At 62.1% G+C, this 17,460-nt stretch carries 14 protein-coding genes; 8 read left to right on the forward strand and 6 right to left on the reverse strand.

The window, feature by feature from the left end:
• Window positions 1–586: 586 nt before the first annotated feature.
• Window positions 587–964 carry a DUF6124 family protein gene (locus J2Y86_RS15990; RefSeq protein ID WP_253433215.1) on the forward strand — a complete coding sequence of 126 codons (378 nt, stop codon included), beginning with the start codon at window positions 587–589 and terminating at the stop codon, window positions 962–964.
• A 116-nt stretch (window positions 965–1,080) separates the two neighbouring features.
• Here J2Y86_RS15990 and J2Y86_RS15995 read toward each other — a convergent pair whose 3' ends face one another.
• The 6 genes from J2Y86_RS15995 to pilG form a co-directional block, all read right to left on the reverse strand.
• On the reverse strand, window positions 1,081–1,536 hold the full coding sequence (locus J2Y86_RS15995) for a chemotaxis protein CheW (protein ID WP_253433217.1): 456 nt from the start codon (window positions 1,534–1,536) through the stop codon (window positions 1,081–1,083).
• Window positions 1,529–7,540: an Hpt domain-containing protein gene (locus tag J2Y86_RS16000; RefSeq protein ID WP_253433222.1), complete on the reverse strand. Its 6,012-nt coding sequence runs from the start codon at window positions 7,538–7,540 to the stop codon at window positions 1,529–1,531. The genes J2Y86_RS15995 and J2Y86_RS16000 overlap by 8 nt, the downstream gene beginning before the upstream one ends.
• 37 nt (window positions 7,541–7,577) lie before the next feature.
• The gene (locus J2Y86_RS16005) at window positions 7,578–9,635 is read right to left on the reverse strand and encodes a methyl-accepting chemotaxis protein (protein ID WP_253433225.1); all 2,058 of its coding nucleotides are present in this window, start codon (window positions 9,633–9,635) and stop codon (window positions 7,578–7,580) included.
• A 145-nt stretch (window positions 9,636–9,780) separates the two neighbouring features.
• Window positions 9,781–10,329 (reverse strand): chemotaxis protein CheW, encoded by a 549-nt coding sequence (locus J2Y86_RS16010; RefSeq protein WP_253433229.1) that lies wholly within the window; start codon window positions 10,327–10,329, stop codon window positions 9,781–9,783.
• Between the two features lie 10 nt (window positions 10,330–10,339).
• Window positions 10,340–10,705 carry a twitching motility response regulator PilH gene (pilH, locus tag J2Y86_RS16015; protein WP_008068134.1) on the reverse strand — a complete coding sequence of 122 codons (366 nt, stop codon included), beginning with the start codon at window positions 10,703–10,705 and terminating at the stop codon, window positions 10,340–10,342.
• A gap of 60 nt (window positions 10,706–10,765) precedes the next feature.
• Window positions 10,766–11,170, reverse strand: coding sequence for a twitching motility response regulator PilG (pilG, locus tag J2Y86_RS16020; RefSeq protein ID WP_027926573.1), 405 nt, complete (start codon window positions 11,168–11,170; stop codon window positions 10,766–10,768).
• A 234-nt stretch (window positions 11,171–11,404) separates the two neighbouring features.
• Here pilG and gshB point away from each other — a divergent pair, with 234 nt between their 5' ends.
• The 7 genes from gshB (at window position 11,405) to J2Y86_RS16055 (ending at window position 17,422) form a co-directional block, all read left to right on the forward strand.
• Window positions 11,405–12,358, forward strand: coding sequence for a glutathione synthase (gene gshB, locus J2Y86_RS16025; RefSeq protein WP_253433232.1), 954 nt, complete (start codon window positions 11,405–11,407; stop codon window positions 12,356–12,358).
• Window positions 12,359–12,435: 77 nt separating this feature from the next.
• Window positions 12,436–13,335, forward strand: a complete 900-nt coding sequence (locus J2Y86_RS16030) for an energy transducer TonB (protein WP_253433235.1) — start codon at window positions 12,436–12,438, stop codon at window positions 13,333–13,335.
• Between the two features lie 191 nt (window positions 13,336–13,526).
• Complete coding sequence (locus J2Y86_RS16035) at window positions 13,527–14,099, forward strand: YqgE/AlgH family protein (protein ID WP_253433238.1); 573 nt, start codon at window positions 13,527–13,529, stop codon at window positions 14,097–14,099.
• Entirely contained in the window at window positions 14,099–14,536 is a 438-nt protein-coding gene (gene ruvX / locus J2Y86_RS16040; RefSeq protein WP_005792259.1) for a Holliday junction resolvase RuvX, read from the forward strand. The genes J2Y86_RS16035 and ruvX overlap by 1 nt, the downstream gene beginning before the upstream one ends.
• An 82-nt stretch (window positions 14,537–14,618) precedes the next feature.
• The gene (pyrR, locus tag J2Y86_RS16045) at window positions 14,619–15,122 is read left to right on the forward strand and encodes a bifunctional pyr operon transcriptional regulator/uracil phosphoribosyltransferase PyrR (RefSeq protein ID WP_084322407.1); all 504 of its coding nucleotides are present in this window, start codon (window positions 14,619–14,621) and stop codon (window positions 15,120–15,122) included.
• Window positions 15,123–15,149: 27 nt separating this feature from the next.
• Entirely contained in the window at window positions 15,150–16,154 is a 1,005-nt protein-coding gene (locus tag J2Y86_RS16050) for an aspartate carbamoyltransferase catalytic subunit (protein ID WP_253433241.1), read from the forward strand.
• Window positions 16,151–17,422, forward strand: coding sequence for a dihydroorotase (locus tag J2Y86_RS16055; protein WP_084322409.1), 1,272 nt, complete (start codon window positions 16,151–16,153; stop codon window positions 17,420–17,422). The genes J2Y86_RS16050 and J2Y86_RS16055 overlap by 4 nt, the downstream gene beginning before the upstream one ends.
• The last annotated feature ends 38 nt before the right edge of the window (window positions 17,423–17,460 follow it).

A 17,460-nucleotide genomic window follows, 5' to 3' on the forward strand; every position in this document is an offset into this window, starting at 1 on the left:
TAAGTCCCAAAATAGGACCGATCGGTCCCTTCTCGGGAATCTTCAGGCCAGCGCAGAAACCTTTGTGGCGAGGGGGCTTGTCGGAATGCCGCATCACCCCGTTCGGCCGCGCAGCAGTCGTAAAACATTGTGCTCGGTGTACCTGATACACCTCGGTTGCAGGTATTGGGGCTGCTTCGCAACCCAACGGGGGCAAGCCCCCTCGCCACAGGGTCCGACAGACTGAGGTTTTGTGTTTAAAAGTTTGTCCGCAGGAACGGTGTGAGGCTACGCAGTCTGGCGTCGCTGCCTACAGCAATGCCGGAACCCGCCGACTGGTGCGGTTTTGCGTTGATCTTTATCGTTTGTGTGTCGCTGCCAATTCAGCGACCGGGATTGGAAACCCCGACGAGTAAACGGCGTGAAAGCGCCACTCATGACGTATGCTTGCGCACCTTAAAGTGTGCACTCCGTTATGGCGGCTGTGCGCGGGAGACCTTCGGGTCAACCGGGTTGCCGTTTCCCGGGTTTCCAGCCTGCGTACAGCTGCCACCCCTTCGTTCGGAAACCGAAAGGGCCAGCTCCAAAACATAAGCGGAGATTCACTATGTTCAAACCAACTCCCAACCCGCCGGAAACCGACACCGGTTCCGATGCATCCCTCGAAGCCGAAAAACTCAAGGAAGCCGCCGACCGCGCCTTCCCCCACTACTTCCCGTCACTCCACGAACGACCGGCCAAGCGCCGTAAATCCAAGCTCTTCACCGTCTCCCCCGATATCGATACCGAAGCCCTTCTGACCAATGCCTCCGAAGACCTGCTGTCCATCAGCGCCATTGCTGCCGAACTGGCGGACGATGTGGAAGGCTCATGCCGCTCTATAGCTTTGGCCCTCAGCCGAATGGCCGATGGGGTGCAGTTGTTGGTGGAGCGGGCGCTGGATCACCATGAGGTGTTGCAGATGAAGGCTCGGCCCGGGGTTTAACAGTGAGGTCTTTGGTAAGTTGAAGGCCGCCTTCGCGGGCAAGCCTCGCTCCTACACGGTTTTGTGCACGCCGCAGATCCAATGCAGGAGCGAGGCTTGCCCGCGAAGGGGGCGTGTCAGACTAACCCGGCACTCACCAACAATTCCTCCAGCGCCAACAAATCCGGCACCTTCGCCACTTGATCCCCCACCTGCACCGCGGCCTTTTCCAGCGCACACAACGGCACATCCACATAGCTCAGCTGGCTATCAAGCTTGTAAGAGCGAGGGATCCCCTGCACCAGCAGCGCGATGAATTTCAGCTCCGGCCGCCCGCCCAGCGCATTGAGAATCACAATCCGCGCCCGTTCGCCGATGACGATTTTCTGCCCACAGGCCGACTCGAAGCTCAGCAACGGAATCTGCCGGTCTCGCCACGTTACCCGCCCCAGGTACCACGGCGGCGTGTCGAGGTCGAAGGCGCTGGGTTGGTAATCAATAAGCTCCGCAACTGCGACGTTGGGCAAGATCAGATTACGGTCGGCCAAGGGCAGCAGCAGCCCGGTAAGGTTGCTGGTGCGGTGTTCAAGCATGGGTTTTGCTCCACAGCGCGATGCTTTCAAGCAGCACCGATTCCTGGTACGGCTTGCCGAGGTAGTCGTTGACGCCGATGGCCATGGCGCGGTCGCGGTGTTTCTGGCCGGTGCGGGAGGTGATCATGATGATCGGCAGATGCTGCAAACGCTCATCCGCACGCACTTGCGTCGCCACTTCGAAACCGTCCATGCGCGGCATTTCAATGTCCAGCAGCATCAGGTCCGGCAGGTGATCTTCGAGCAGCAACATGGCATCGACGCCGTCCTTGGCGGTCAGCACGTTCATGCCGTGGCGCTCGAGCAAACGGCTGGTGACCTTGCGCACGGTGACCGAGTCGTCGACCACCAATACCAGCAACGGCTTGTGCGGTTCGGATTCTGCGTCCTGGATCAGCGGTTGTTGCGGCACCCGCGCCTGCATCGCACGGATCGGCGCCAACAGATCGAGAATCAGCACCACCCGACCATCGCCGAGGATCGTCGCCCCGGACAAGCCCTGCACCGCCGCAAACTGCGGGCCGAGGCTTTTCACCACGATCTCCCGGGTGCCAGCCATGGCATCGACCTGCACCGCGATGTGCCGTTCGTTGCATTGCACCAGCAACACCGGCAACGGCAGGCTCTGGCCCAGCAGTTTCGGGCGGGTGCTGGTTTTCAGCAGCTCGCCGAGGTAGCACAGTTCATAGTGCTGCCCGGCGTATTTGTAGGTCGGCGGATCGAGCCGGTAATGCCCTTCGAGTTCGTTGGGCAGCACACGCACGATACCGTCGATGGTGTTCAACGGAATTGCATATTGGTCCTCACCGCACTGCACCATCAGCGCCCGGTTGACCGACACGGTGAACGGCAGCCGAATGCGGAAATGCACGCCCTGCCCCGGCACCGAGTCGATGCTCATGCTGCCGCCCAGCTGTCGCACCTCTTCATGGACCACGTCCATGCCGACGCCGCGCCCGGAAATCTGGGTGATTTTTTCGGCCGTGGAGAACCCCGGTTGCAGGATGAATTGCAGCACGTCGCGGTCACTGATATCGCTGTCCGGGGCGAGTAATCCGCGCTTGATCGCTTTGCGCCGTACCGCGTCCAGCGGCACACCGGCGCCGTCGTCGCGGATGTCGAAAATGATGTCGCCGCCCTCGCGGGACAGGTCGAGGGTGATTCGCCCTTGCGCCGGTTTACCGGCCGCTATGCGCGCCTCCGTGGATTCCAGGCCGTGGTCGACGGCGTTGCGCAGCATGTGCTCCAGCGGCGCGGCCATGCGTTCGAGGACGTTGCGATCCATCTCGCCCTCGGCGTTGCCGACGATGAATTCCACGTCCTTGCCCAGTTCGCTGGAGACCTGGCGAACGATGCGTTTCAAGCGTGGCAACATCCGCTCGAACGGCACCATGCGCGTACGCATCAAGCCTTCCTGCAACTCGGTGTTGATGCGGCCCTGCTGTTGCAGCAGGTTCTCCGCGTCCTGGTTGCGCCGGTCGAGGGTTTCCTTGAGATCGAGCAGGTCGGAGGCGGATTCGAACAACGCCCGCGACAGTTGCTGCAACTGCGAGTGGCGGTCCATCTCCAGCGGGTCGAATTCTTCATAGCCCGAGCGTTCGGCATCGACTTGCTGGCGGCTGAGAATCCGCCCCTGGGTTTCGGTATCGAGCCGGCGCAACTGATCGCGCATGCGCTCGATGGTGGTTTCCATCTCGTTCAACGCCACACGCGCATCGTTGACCTGCTGTTCGATACGGCCACGGAAGATCGAGGTTTCGCCCGCCAGGTTGACCAGATCGTCGAGCAGTTCTGCCGAGACCTTGACCATGTCGGCACCGGCATCGACTTGGGGTGCAAGCGGTTCGACCTTGGGTGCAACCGGTGCGGCCACCGAGGCTTCCAGCACCTCCGGGTGGCTGAAATTGCGGATCGCATCGATCAGTTGATCGGCTGGCGGCAACGGTTGACCGGCGCGGGTGGCGTCGAGCATTTGCGCCAGTCGGTCATGGCTGCTTTGCAACAGTCCGAACAGCGCTGCCGTCGGTTTCAGCGTCCCGGCGGTCAAGCCTTCGTAGAGAAATTCCAGTTCATGGGCGAGGTCGCCGATCGGCCCGATTTCCACCATCCGCGCGCCACCCTTGAGGGTGTGCAGGTCGCGCAGCAGGGTTTCCATTTCCTGACGATTGGAAGGTTCGGCCTGCCAGCGCACCAGCGCCGCGCCGGAGTTTTCGATGATGTCGAAACCTTCCTCGAGAAAGATTTCCAGCAGCTCCGGATCATGCCCGGGCGAATCCTCGGCCCGTGCAGCGTCGACGGCTTCGGGCGCATTGGCATTGCCTTGGCGGAACTCGCGAATGGCCTCGATCAGCTCACCCGGATCACCCAGCGGTTTCTGGTGCTGTAATTGCTCAAGCAACTGAGCCAGTCGGTCATGGCTTTGTTGCAGCAGGTGCGCCAACCCGTCGCTGTGGCTATAGCGGCGATCGACAAGACCTTCGTAAAGGCTTTCCAGTTCATGGGCCAGGTCACCGACCGGCTCGACCTCGGCCATCCGCGCACCACCCTTGAGCGTGTGCAAATCCCGCTGCAACGACAACAGCGGCGCGCCGTTTTCCGGGTCATTCAGCCAACGCTGCAAGGCCTGGCCAGCGCTTTCGAGGATATCCACCGCCTCTTCGAGGAAGATCGACACGATTTCATCGTCGAGCTCAACAGCGCGGTCCTCTGTAGGAGCGAGCTTGCTCGCGATGGACGTTAACGATGACGCGTGCTCATCAGACAAACGTGACGCCTGTGGGTTCTTCGCGAGCAAGCTCGCTCCTACAGGGGGTAGCGTGCGTTCAAGTTCGGCGGTGGCGTCGCCCAGTTCGCGAATGCTCAGGGTGCGGCTGCCGTCACTGCGAATCAGGCCCATGGCCGCCGGGTCGAGGCTCTCGTCGAGCAAGCCGCGCAAGGCCCGGATGCGCTCCGGTTGCGGGCTGACTTCCTGACCGGCAGCCAGTTCGTCGAGCATGTTGATCAGCGCTTCGTGAGCACTTTGCGCCTCGTGGAAAAACCGGTCGCTGACCGCCAGGCTGCTTTCTTCCACGGCACCGTAGAGGTCCAGCAAGGCTTCGCACAACTCATCCACCGGATGCAGATCCGCCAGGTGCGCACCTTCGCCAAGAGTGGTCAATTCGTCCAGCAGCGCACTGAGTTCCTGACGTTCGCCGGGGTGTTGCTGCCAGCGCTGCAACAGGCTTTCGGCGTCCAGCAGAATGTCCATGCCCTGGGCCAGGAAGTTGTTGATCAACTGCGGATCGCGCTTGGTTCGAAGCGCCGTGCTCGGCGTGCTCAACAGCGCTTCCAGACGCTCGGCCAGCAGCGCCTGGGTTCTCTTGATCAATGAACGGGCGCCAGGAATCTCCGCCAACGGATCGGTCTTGAGCTGACGCAACCCGAGGCGGAACACGCCTTCGGCTTCCAGCAACAGTTCAACCTCGTCGAGGTCCAGCGCGATCAGGTGCGCCTTGTACTCACGGGCCAGGTGATCCAGAGGTGTCGCCAGCTCGGCGATCGGCAAGACGCCGGCCATCGAGGCGCTGCCCTTGAGGGTGTGCAGCGCCCGCTGCAATTCGTCGCTGGCCTGCAACGGCACATGCTCGGCGGCCTGTTCGAGGAAGCGGTTGAGGCTGGCCAGATGGGTTTCGGCTTCGTTGCGGAAGATCTCCAGCAACAGCGGATCGAGGGCCGCGACATCCTGCACGTCCTCATCGGCCAACGGCTGGTCACCCTTGGCGAGGGCATGGGCGCGGGCGGCCAACTGGTCGACATCGTTGCGCTGACGCTGGGCATTGTCGGCAAATTCAGCCACCAGCTCCGGCAGCAGGTTGAGCACGTCGTCGAGCAGTTGTTGCACGGCCGGGCCCGGCTCAACGCTGTGCTCCAGCACGCGGTTGAGCAGGTTTTCCACGGCCCACGCCAATTCACCCAGCACCAAGGCGCGAACCATTCGGCCGCTGCCCTTGAGCGTGTGGAAAGCCCGGCGCAATTCGCTCAAGGCCGCCGTGTTGTCGGGATAGGCCAACCAGCGCGGCTGGTATTCCCGCAGGATGTCCAGGACTTCATCGGTTTCTTCAAGGAAGACTTCGCGCAGCTCGTCATCCACCGGCGCTTCGTCCGCCGGCGGTGGCAACAGGCTGCCCGGTGTGTTCAGCGCTGGCGGGTTAACGGCCGAGACCGGATTGGCCAGTACATCGGCCAGGGTCTGGACGACTTCCGGATCGGCCAGTTCCTGCTGATCCTGCATGACCTGCGCTTCACTCGGGCTGAGCACGTCCTCAAGCACCGGCACATTGTGTTCGCTGGGGAAAAAGCCGAGTGACGCCAGGCTTTTTTCCGCGACGTCGAGCAACTGTTCGCCGGCCGCTTCGGGATCGTCGCTCAGACGCTCAAGGTAATACTCGATGCTGGTGATGACGTCGGCCAGGCTGTCCAGTTCCTGCCAGCCAGGCTGGTCCGGGTCCAGCAGCAAATGCTCGCGGATGAAATGGTTGCAGGCGTCGATCAGGCTCGCGGCCCGGCTCAGCGGAATCATCGCCAGCGCACCGCGCACCTGGGTCAGCAAGGCCGGCAAGGGTTGCAAGTGCTGGCGGTCCCAGTCGGCGTCGATGTAATCGACAATCATGTCCTTGGCCTGTTGCAGGCAGATGCGCGCTTCCTTGATCACGATCTGGTGGATCTGCGTCAGGTCGGTGGTCGGCAGGCGGCTGTCTTCCTGGCTTTCCGGCTCGACGGTGCCGACCATGCCGGCCAGCGTCGCTTCGACGTAGAGCAAGGCCCCGGCAACGTCCATGAGGATCGCGTCGTTGGGTTCGCGCTGGCCCTGGGCGAGACTCAGCACCACCGCCAGTTGATCGATGATGACCTTGCGCGGCTGGCCGAAACCGAGCACCGCCAGGGTGTCGGCGATCTGTCGCAGCGGCGCGAGCAGGCTTTCGAGGTCCGAGGTGTGCTGGCGGTCGCTGCGCACGAACAGGTCCAGGCGTTCCTTGACCCGCACCAGCTCTTCGCAGAGCGCTGCCAGCACCGAGCGCATGGCATCGCGGTCAGGGCCGGCCAGCCGCGCCCGTTCTTCGTCGACCATCGCGCTGTCAGGCAGCGCGTCGTCCAATCCGTAGCGATCTTTCATGGTCAGCATCTGCCCGGTGGGATGTTCGGCCTTGGCAATGTAGAACAGCAAACTCTTGAGCAACTCCGGCGGCGCCGGCTGATTGATCGCGGACATGCCCTGTTCGAGCAGGCGCTTGAGCTCTTTGTCGGCGTCTTTGAACAGGCTGCGCAGGGCCGGGCTGTTGGCGATCGAACCGCCGCGCATGCCTTCGACCAGCGCCGATGCGACTTGCCACAACGGGCTGAGGGGCGCGTTGCCACACAGCCCTTCGAGGCGGGAGAACACCTTGGTCAGGTAGCCGAGGTGAGTGTCGTCATCCTGCTCGCGCAGCAACCCGACCAGGGCCATCTGCAACATCTGACGCAATTTGCGCAGCACGTTCGGCAGGTCCGCCGGTTCGAGCAGCGCCAGTGATTCTTCATCCAGCGGTGGAAGGTCCGGCAACTGCGGGGTGAACAGGCTGGTTTCCGACAACAGGCTTTCGCCACGGGCGCTGCGCAGATCGTTGATCAACGGCAACACCACCAGCGGCAAGTCGCGGCGTGCGCCTTGTACGCGGTCGAGGTAGACCGGCAACTGACCGATCGCTTGCAGCAACAGGTGAATGGCTTCGTCGCGATGGCTGACGCGGTCCTGCTGCAAGGCAGCGGTCAGTTGTTCCATTTCTTCGGCGAGCAGGGCCGCGCCGTAGAATTCGACCATCTGCAAACTGCCGTGAACCTGATGGATGCACGCCAGGCATTCACTGAGGGCGTGCGTCGCCTGGGGGTCATCAAGCAACGTTTCAATCGCCTGGTGAGCCACTTTCAGCGTTTCGGCAATCTCGCCTTTGACCCACTCCAGGGCCACATAGTCGTGCCGATCACCCATAACTGCTCCGTTCATCGTTCGAACGCCCGTTGAAGCTTCACACTTTATCCGCAGTTTGCGCCTTGGCGGCCGGCAAGGTGAAACCGGACACCGAACGCCGCAGCTGGCTGGCCATTTTCGCCAGGTTGCCGATGCTCTCGGCAGTGGCCGTAGAACCGGACGATGTCTGCGTGGTGATCTGCTGGATCACGTTCATCGTCAGGGAAATCTGCCCGGCCGAAGACGTCTGTTGCTGGGCCGCGTTGGAGATGCTCTGGATCAGCGCCGCGAGGGTTTTCGAGACGCCTTCGATTTCTTCCAGGGCCACACCGGCATCCTGCGCCAGACGCGCGCCACGCACCACTTCGGTGGTGGTCTGCTCCATGGAAATCACTGCTTCGTTGGTGTCGGCCTGGATCGCCCGCACCAGGGTTTCGATCTGTCGGGTTGCCGCGGACGAGCGCTCGGCCAGCCGTTGGACTTCGTCCGCCACCACCGCAAAACCGCGCCCGGCATCACCGGCCATGGAGGCCTGAATTGCGGCGTTGAGCGCGAGGATGTTGGTCTGGTCGGCAATGTCATCAATCAGGCTGACAATATCGCCGATTTCCTGCGAAGACTCGCCGAGACGCTTGATGCGCTTGGCAGTGTCCTGAATCTGCTCGCGAATGTTGTCCATTCCGTGGATGGTGTTGTGCACCACCTCGTTGCCCTTGTTGGCGATTTCCACGGAACGCTCGGCCACCGCCGAGGATTCGGCGGCGTTGGCCGAGACCTGGTCGATGGACTGCGCCATGTCGTTGATCGCGGTGGAGGCTTCGCTGATCTGTTGCGCCTGATGCTCCGAGGCTTGTGCCAAGTGCATGGCAGTGGCCTGGGTTTCCTGCACGGCGGCGGCGACCTGGCCGGCGGTGAGGTTGATCGTTGCCACCAGATCGCGCAGCTGATCCACGGAATAGTTGATCGAGTCGGCGATGGTCCCGGTGAAGTCTTCGGTCACCGACGCCGTCACGGTCAGGTCGCCGTCGGCCAGGTCTTCGATTTCATCGAGCAGGCGCATGATCGCGTTCTGGTTGCGCTCGTTCTTCTCGGCGGTTTCACGCAGCTGACGGTTGGTTTCGCGAACCATTACCAGACCGATGAGGATGATCGACATCAACGCTAGCAGACCCAGCACGTAGCCGCCGATTTCGTCGGTGTTACGCCCGCCGGCGAGGTTTTCGAAACCGCCGGCCAGGTGCGACGCTTCGTCCAGCAGGGTTTGTGACAAGGTGAAAATGTTGGTCGCCGATTCGCGGACCTTGAACAGTTCCGGCGAGGTTTCGAGGATTTCATCCACCGAACCGGAGACGAATTCAAACAGCTCGGAAATTTCGGTCAAACGGGCGCGGGCATCGCGGTCTTCGACCTGGCTGACCTTCAGCGCCGGATTGCCCTGGAGCATGCCGGCGAGCACCTGGCCGAAACGCGTCGCGTCGCGACCGAATGCGTCGGCAGCCTGTTGCGAACTTTCGTCACCGGACAACACCGTGTTCACCGCGCCGAGAATACGTTCGGCCAGCAGCGTCTGACGCTGGGCCATCGCCACCTGGGCGGCTGGCGCACCCCGTTGCAGGAGGATTTCGACGACTTTTTCGTACTCGACCTGCAATTGCGGCACGGTTTCGGCGAGCGTGGCGGCGACCTGATGCAGCGACAAAACCGTCTGTTCGCTGGACAGAATGGCATCGGTGTTTTTCAGCAGGCGTTCCCAATCCATCTGCACGGCGCGCATTTCCGGGCGCACGGTGGAAGGCGCTGGCGGCAGGCCGGTGGAAGGGTCGCCTTTTTTCAGATAACCCCAACGCTGAGCGAAATCGTTGCGCGCATCGCTCAGGAGCTTGAACGCGGCAGCCTTGCCGGCGGCGGCTTCCGTGGCGTTCTTGGCGATGCGTTGAGACAGCACGCGCAGCTCGCCGGCGTGGCCGATGTACTGTTTATCGTACGTGGCTTGGGTGTTGAGGTAAGCGAAGTTGGCGAACAGCAGCATGATGAAAACAATCAACGCGATGAACAACGCGATGATCTGCGAGCGGCTGCGCGATCCTTCTGGCTTGCCTGTTTTTGCTTTTATCATCGGTCCTCGCCTATCCAGCCCAATTCACCCACACCCCTGTAGGAGCGAGGCTTGCCCGCGAAGCAGGCGCTGCGGTCCTGCAGAAAAACCACGTTATCGTTCTTCGCGGGCAAGCCTCGCTCCCACAGGATCGGCGTTACCGTGTTTATAGCGCTACATGCATGAAACTTTGCGATCGCGCCAACGCAAACGGGCTGAACACCTGCCAGCTCTGCTCGCGCTGAAACCGCCCTTTGATGAACGGCGCAATCGGGCCATTCAACGCCTCTGCCGGCTCCAGGCTGTCCTGGGCAAAGTGCTGAAGGCCGAACACTTCATCGACCATCAACCCGGCAAACACATCGTTATGCTCCACCACCAGCACCCGCCGCTGTTTGCGCACGGCCGACAACTCGTGGCCTGGTTCTTTATCTGAAAAGAAAGCGCACAAATCCATCATCGGCAGCAAGCGCCCGCGCAGGTTGGCCACGCCCTTGACCCAGGGCTTGACCCCCGGCAGCTGCGTGAACCGGGGTTCATGCAGGACTTCGCTGACCTCGCCCATGGGCGCGACATACCAATGCTCGCCCAGGCGAAAACCGATACCGCTCCAACTGTCCTGCCGGGTCGGCTGGGAGGGCAGGTCCGCCGCCAGCAGACGACAGCGCTGGTCGATCTGCAGCAGCAGTTCGAAAGCCGTCAGCGACTCGGTCATGGCCGGACGATCAACCGGCCAGCACGTTGTTCAGGGTCTTGATCAGGGTTTCTTCGTCGACCGGCTTGGTCAGGTAATCCTTGGCGCCCTGGCGCGTGCCCCAGACCTTGTCGGTTTCCTGATCCTTGGTGGTGATGATGATCACCGGGATGTGCCCGGTTTCCGGGTCTTTGGTCAACTGGCGGGTCGCCTGGAAACCGTTGAGGCCGGGCATGACGATGTCCATCAGCACGGCGTCGGGTTTTTCCTGGCGGGCAAGCGCCACGCCGTCGGCGCCGTTTTCGGCTTTCAATACTTCATGACCGTGCTTTTCCAGCATGCCGGTCAGTTTGTACATTTCAGTCGGCGAATCATCGACGATCAGAATACGTGCCATGGTTTTCCCCATTCTTCTTGTCGACGCCGGGCCCGCTGGCCGAGCGTCACTGTGCGTGTCCTACTGCGGCAAAACGGCGGCGAAGCCCGGTACATGAGCCTGGATCGCGTTCAGCAGTTCTTCCTTGCTGAAGGGCTTGGTCAAAAACTGGTCGGAACCGACGATGCGCCCCTTGGCCTTGTCGAACAGCCCGTCCTTGGACGACAGCATGATCACTGGCGTGGACTTGAACGCACTGTTGTTCTTGATCAAGGCGCAGGTCTGATAGCCATCCAGACGCGGCATCATGATGTCGACGAAGATGATGCCGGGATGATTGTCGGCAATCTTGGCCAGCGCATCGAAACCGTCGATGGCCGTGATGACCTCACACCCCACGTTCTTCAGCAGCGTTTCGGCGGTGCGGCGAATCGTCTTCGAATCGTCGATCACCATGACCTTCAAGGCGCTGGAATGCTGGTCCATAAATGCTCTACCGTCGCCTTTGCGAATCAATTTGTCCGTTTCCGATAACCGGAGGCCCGAAACCCTTGATGTTTAAGGGCCAGAACGATATGGCAGCCTTTTTAGCACAGTCTCCAAATGCAATCTATCCGGGGACTGGCGCGGTGGTTTTTCCTTGACCGGGAACACACTCGGCGCCACTCTGACGCCACTTTTTCGTGTCCTTTCGGACCACCCCATTTCGAGGAAAAACCCATGAGCGTTCGCGTCGGGATTGTCATGGATCCTATTGCCAGCATCTCCTATAAAAAGGATAGCTCGCTGGCCATGCTGCTGGCCGCACAGAAGCGCGGCTGGGAATTGTTCTATATGGAACAGCGCGACTTGTACCAGGCCGAAGGTGAAGCGCGGGCGCGGATGCGGCCGTTGAAAGTCTTCGCCAACCCGGAAAAATGGTTCGAACTGGAAGCCGAGACCGACGCGCTGCTGAGCGATCTGGACGTGATCCTGATGCGCAAGGATCCGCCGTTCGACATGGAATTCGTCTACTCCACTTACCTGCTGGAGCAGGCCGAACGCGCCGGCGTGCTGGTGGTCAACAAGCCGCAGAGCTTGCGCGACTGCAACGAGAAACTGTTCGCCACGCTGTTCCCGCAGTGCACGCCGCCGACCGTGGTCAGCCGCCGCGCCGACGTGCTGCGTGAATTCGCCGCCAAGCACGGTGATGTGATCCTCAAGCCGCTGGACGGCATGGGCGGCACCTCGATCTTCCGTCATCGCGCAGGCGATCCGAACCTCTCGGTGATTCTGGAAACCCTGACCGCGCTGGGCACCCAGCAGATCATGGGCCAGGCCTACCTGCCGGCGATCAAGGACGGTGACAAGCGCATCCTGATGATCGATGGCGAACCGGTGGATTACTGCCTGGCGCGGATTCCGGCAGCCGGCGAAACCCGTGGCAACCTCGCGGCCGGTGGTCGTGGCGAAGCCCGTCCGCTGACCGAGAAAGACCGCTGGATCGCCGCGCAAGTCGGCCCGACCCTGCGTGAGAAAGGCCTGCTGTTCGTAGGCCTGGACGTGATTGGTGAGCATCTGACAGAAATCAACGTCACCAGCCCGACCTGCATTCGCGAGATTGATAATGCGTTCGGAACCGACATCGGCGGGATGCTGATGGATGCCATCGATCAGAAGCTCAAGGCCCGTTGATATAGAACAGCCAAGATCGAACCAACATTGCGTTATCATGCGCGGCCTGTGAAAAACGCGATGTTGGTTTTCTTGTCATGACACTTCCGTCCGATCTGCCCGCAGAACTCGCCCACCGCGGCGTGCGCCCGGCCGATCGCCTCGGATTTACCCTGTTTCTCGCGGCGCTGATTCACCTGGCCTTGTTGTTGGGCGTCGGCTTCACGATGGTCGAACCCAAGCAAATCAGCAAAACCCTGGAAATCACCCTCGCCACCTTCAAGAGTGAAAAGAAGCCGACGAAGGCTGATTTCCTCGCCCAGGAAAATCAGGAAGGCAGCGGCACCCTGGATAAAAAGGCGATTCCCAAGACCACCGAGGTCGCGCCGTTCCAGGACAACAAGGTGCAGAAAGTCACGCCACCACCGGCCGCCAAGCCTGAAGTTCGGGAAGCGCCGCCCAAGGCTGCCGTGACCACCGTCGCACCGAAACCGAAAAAAGCCGCGGCCAAGACCGAAGAACCCAAGCCCGTGACCAAGCCCGCTGTCGCTGCGCCGACGTTCGACAGTGAACAGCTGTCCAGCGACATCGCCAGCCTTGAAGCGGAACTGGCCAACGAACAACAGCTGTACGCCAAGCGCCCGCGTATCCACCGCCTGAGCGCCGCCTCGACCATGAAAGACAAGGGCGCCTGGTACAAGGACGAATGGCGCAAGAAGGTCGAGCGCATCGGCAACCTCAATTACCCCGACGAAGCGCGGCGCAAACAGATCTACGGCAATCTGCGCCTGATGGTCTCGATCAACCGCGACGGTTCGTTGTATGAAGTGCTGGTGCTGGAGTCGTCCGGGCAACCGCTGCTGGATCAGGCGGCGCAGCGGATCGTCAGGCTGGCGGCGCCGTTCTCACCGTTTACCGGGGATTTGTCGGACATCGACCGGCTGGAAATCATTCGGACGTGGAAGTTTGCGCGCGGGGACCGGTTGTCCAGTAATTAACCACAACACAGAACCCTGTGGGAGCGGGCTTGCCCGCGATAGCGATCTGTCTGACACATGAATGTTGAATGGACCGCCGTCATCGCGGGCAAGCCCGCTCCCACAGGTATCCGGTTGTTTGCAGGATTTCAGGGTATTTCCTGTGCATCCCCAGCTTGTCAGTTCGCCCCTCCAACGCCACACTAGCGCACATGAAGAACGTCAGCCCCAGCTACCTCAAGCATCACTTCCTGATCGCCATGCCTCACATGGCCGACCCGAACTTTGCGCACACCTTGACCTACATCGTCGAGCACACGGCCAATGGTGCCATGGGGCTGGTGGTCAACCGTCCGCAAGACCTGAACCTGGCCGATATCCTCGAGCAATTGCGCCCCGATATCGAACCGCCGCTCCTCTGCCAGCATGTGCCGATTTTCATCGGTGGCCCGGTGCAGACTGATCGCGGTTTTGTTCTGCACCCGTCAGGCAAGAAGTTTCAGGCAACCGTTGATCTGGAAGGCGACCTGTCCCTGTCCACGTCCCAGGATGTGCTGTTCGCCATCGCCGATGGCGTCGGCCCGGCCAAGAGTGTGATCACCCTGGGTTATGCCGGCTGGGAAGCCGGGCAGCTTGAGGCCGAACTGGCGCAGAACGCCTGGCTTACCTGCCCGTTCGACGCCGACATCCTGTTCAACACCAGCAGCGAACTGCGCCTCGATGCGGCGGCCAAACACCTCGGCGTCAACCTCAGCCTGCTCACCAGCCAGGCGGGGCACGCCTGATGGCCCTGCGCCTGATCCTGGGGTTTGACTACGGCACCAAACAGATCGGCGTAGCGGTCGGCCAGGTGATTACCGGCCAGGCACGCGAGCTGTGCACCTTGAAGGCGCAAAACGGTATTCCCGACTGGAACCAGGTCGAAGCCCTCATCAAAGAGTGGAAACCCGACGCAGTCGTCGTCGGCCTGCCGCTGAACATGGACGGCACGCCGAGCGACATGTGCCTGCGCGCCGAGAAGTTCGCCCGACGCCTGAACGGCCGCTACAACCTGCCCTTCTATACCCACGATGAACGCCTGACCACCTTCGAAGCCAAGGGTGAACGGCGTGATCGTGGCGGACAAAAGGGCAGTTACCGCGACAACCCGGTCGACGCCATCGCCGCCGCCCTGCTGCTGCAAGGCTGGCTCGACGAAAACACCGCACTGTTCGAATCCTGAAGAGCCGTAACAAGCGACTCTCTATAGCGACAACCCGAGCCACCTCCAGCACCACCCGGCTCGGGCCCAAGAAGGAGCAACCATGAGCCTGCCCAATCCCGCCGAACTGATCAGCCAGATGGCGATCCGTCTCAAGGCACACCTGGAACACCGTGGCATCAGCGAACCGCGTTACATCGGCATTCGTACCGGTGGCGTCTGGGTCGCCCAGGCATTGCTCGAAGAATTGGGCAGCGATGCGCCGCTCGGCACGCTGGACGTGTCCTTCTACCGCGACGATTTCAGCCAGAACGGCCTGCACCCGCAAGTGCGTCCCTCGGCGCTGCCGTTCGAGATCGAAGGCCAGGACCTGGTGCTGATCGACGACGTGCTGATGAGCGGCCGCACCATCCGCGCCGCGATGAACGAACTCTTCGACTACGGCCGCCCGGCCAGCGTGACGCTGGTGTGCCTGCTGGACCTGGACGCCGGCGAACTGCCGATCCGCCCGAACGTCGTCGGTGCGACGCTGGCCCTCGCCGCTCACGAACGCGTGAAGCTGTCCGGCCCGGAACTCAAACTCGAACTGCAAGACCTCGCCCTTTAATTCGCCCTATTGAGAGTCCCCCTCGCGATGACGCCTCTAGAAACCAAGCGCCCGCTGCAGCTCAATGATCAGGGCCAGCTGCGCCACTTCCTCTCGCTCGACGGTTTGCGCCGCGAGCTGCTGACGGAAATCCTCGACACCGCCGACTCGTTCCTCGAAGTCGGCGCCCGGGCCGTGAAGAAAGTCCCGTTGCTGCGCGGCAAGACCGTGTGCAACGTGTTTTTCGAGAACTCCACCCGCACCCGCACCACCTTCGAACTGGCGGCGCAGCGGCTGTCGGCGGACGTGATCACTCTGAACGTGTCCACCTCGTCGGCGAGCAAGGGCGAAACCCTGCTCGACACCCTGCGCAACCTCGAAGCCATGGCCGCCGACATGTTCGTCGTGCGTCACGGTGATTCCGGCGCCGCGCACTTCATCGCCGAACACGTGTGCCCGCAAGTGGCGATCATCAACGGCGGCGACGGCCGTCACGCCCACCCGACGCAGGGCATGCTCGACATGCTGACCATCCGCCGGCACAAGGGCGGTTTCGAAAACCTTTCGGTGGCCATCGTCGGCGACATCCTGCACTCGCGGGTCGCGCGCTCGAACATGCTGGCGCTGAAAACCCTCGGCTGCCCGGACATCCGCGTCATCGCACCGAAAACCCTGCTGCCGATCGGCATCGAGCAATACGGCGTGAAGGTCTACACCGACATGGCCGCAGGCCTGAAAGACGTCGATGTGGTGATCATGCTGCGCCTGCAACGTGAACGCATGACCGGCGGCCTGCTGCCGAGCGAAGGCGAGTTCTACCGCCTGTTCGGCCTGACCACCGCGCGCCTGGCTGGCGCCAAGCCGGACTGCATCGTCATGCACCCGGGCCCGATCAACCGCGGCGTGGAAATCGAGTCGGCGGTGGCCGACGGCCCGCACTCGGTGATCCTCAACCAGGTGACCTACGGCATCGCCATTCGTATGGCCGTGTTGTCCATGGCCATGAGCGGGCAGACTGCCCAGCGCCAATTCGAGCAGGAGAACGCCCAGTGAAGCTCAGCATTCTCGGCGCCCGCGTGATCGATCCAGTCAGCGGGCTGGATCAAGTGACTGATATCCACATCGAAGCCTGCAAGATCGTCGCCATTGGCGCCGCTCCGGCCGGTTTCGTCGCCGTCGACACCCTCGACGCCCAAGGCCTGGTGGCCGCCCCTGGCCTGGTTGACCTGAACGTCGCCCTGCGCGAGCCGGGTTACAGCCGCAAAGGGTCGATCGTCAGCGAAACCCGCGCGGCCGCGGCCGGCGGTGTGACCAGCCTGTGCTGCCCGCCGAAAACCAAACCGGTGCTGGACACCTCGGCCGTGGCCGAACTGATCCTCGACCGCGCCCGCGAGGCCGGCAACACCAAAGTCTTCCCGATCGGCGCACTGAGCAAAGGTCTGGACGGCGAGCAACTGGCAGAGCTGGTTGCCTTGCGCGACGCTGGTTGCGTGGCCTTCGGCAACGGCCTGGAAAGCTTCCGCAACACCCGCACGCTGTGCCGTGCGCTGGAGTACGCGGCGACCTTCGACCTGACGGTGATTTTCAACTCCCAGGACCATGATCTGGCCGAAGGTGGCTTGGCGCATGAAGGCCCGACCGCCAGTTTCCTCGGTTTGCCGGGCATTCCGGAAACCGCCGAAACCGTGGCATTGGCCCGGGACCTGCTGCTGGTCGAGCAAAGCGGCGTGCGCGCGCACTTCAGCCAGCTGACCAGTGCTCGCGGCGTGGCCCTGATCGCTCAGGCTCAGGCCCGTGGATTGCCGGTGACGGCCGATGTCGCGTTGTATCAGCTGATCCTGACCGATGAAGCGCTGATCGATTTCAGCAGCCTCTATCACGTGCAGCCGCCATTGCGCACCCGCGCCGACCGCGATGGCTTGCGTGAAGCGGTGAAGTCGGGGGTGGTTTCGGCTATTTCCAGCCATCACCAGCCACATGAGCGGGACGCCAAACTGGCACCGTTCGGTGCGACCGAGCCGGGGATCAGCAGTGTCGAACTGCTGTTGCCGCTGGCGATGACGCTGGTGGAGGATGGTTTGCTGGATCTGCCGACGTTGCTGGCGCGCTTGAGTGCCGGACCGGCCGAAGCCTTGCGCTTGCCGGCGGGGAAACTGGCAGTGGGTGGAGCGGCGGATATCGTTCTGTTCGACCCTGCGGCTTCGACCGTGGCCGGTGAAACCTGGTTGTCCAAGGGTGAGAACTGCCCGTTCATTGGGCATACCCTGCCGGGCGTCGTCCGTTACACCCTGGTGGATGGGCGGATCAGCCACCAGGCGTAACACCGCGTCGCCTGCATTCGCGAGCAAGCCCGCTCCCA

The sequence above is a fragment of the Pseudomonas migulae genome (assembly GCF_024169315.1).
Taxonomy (GTDB): Bacteria; Pseudomonadota; Gammaproteobacteria; order Pseudomonadales; family Pseudomonadaceae; genus Aquipseudomonas; species Aquipseudomonas migulae_B.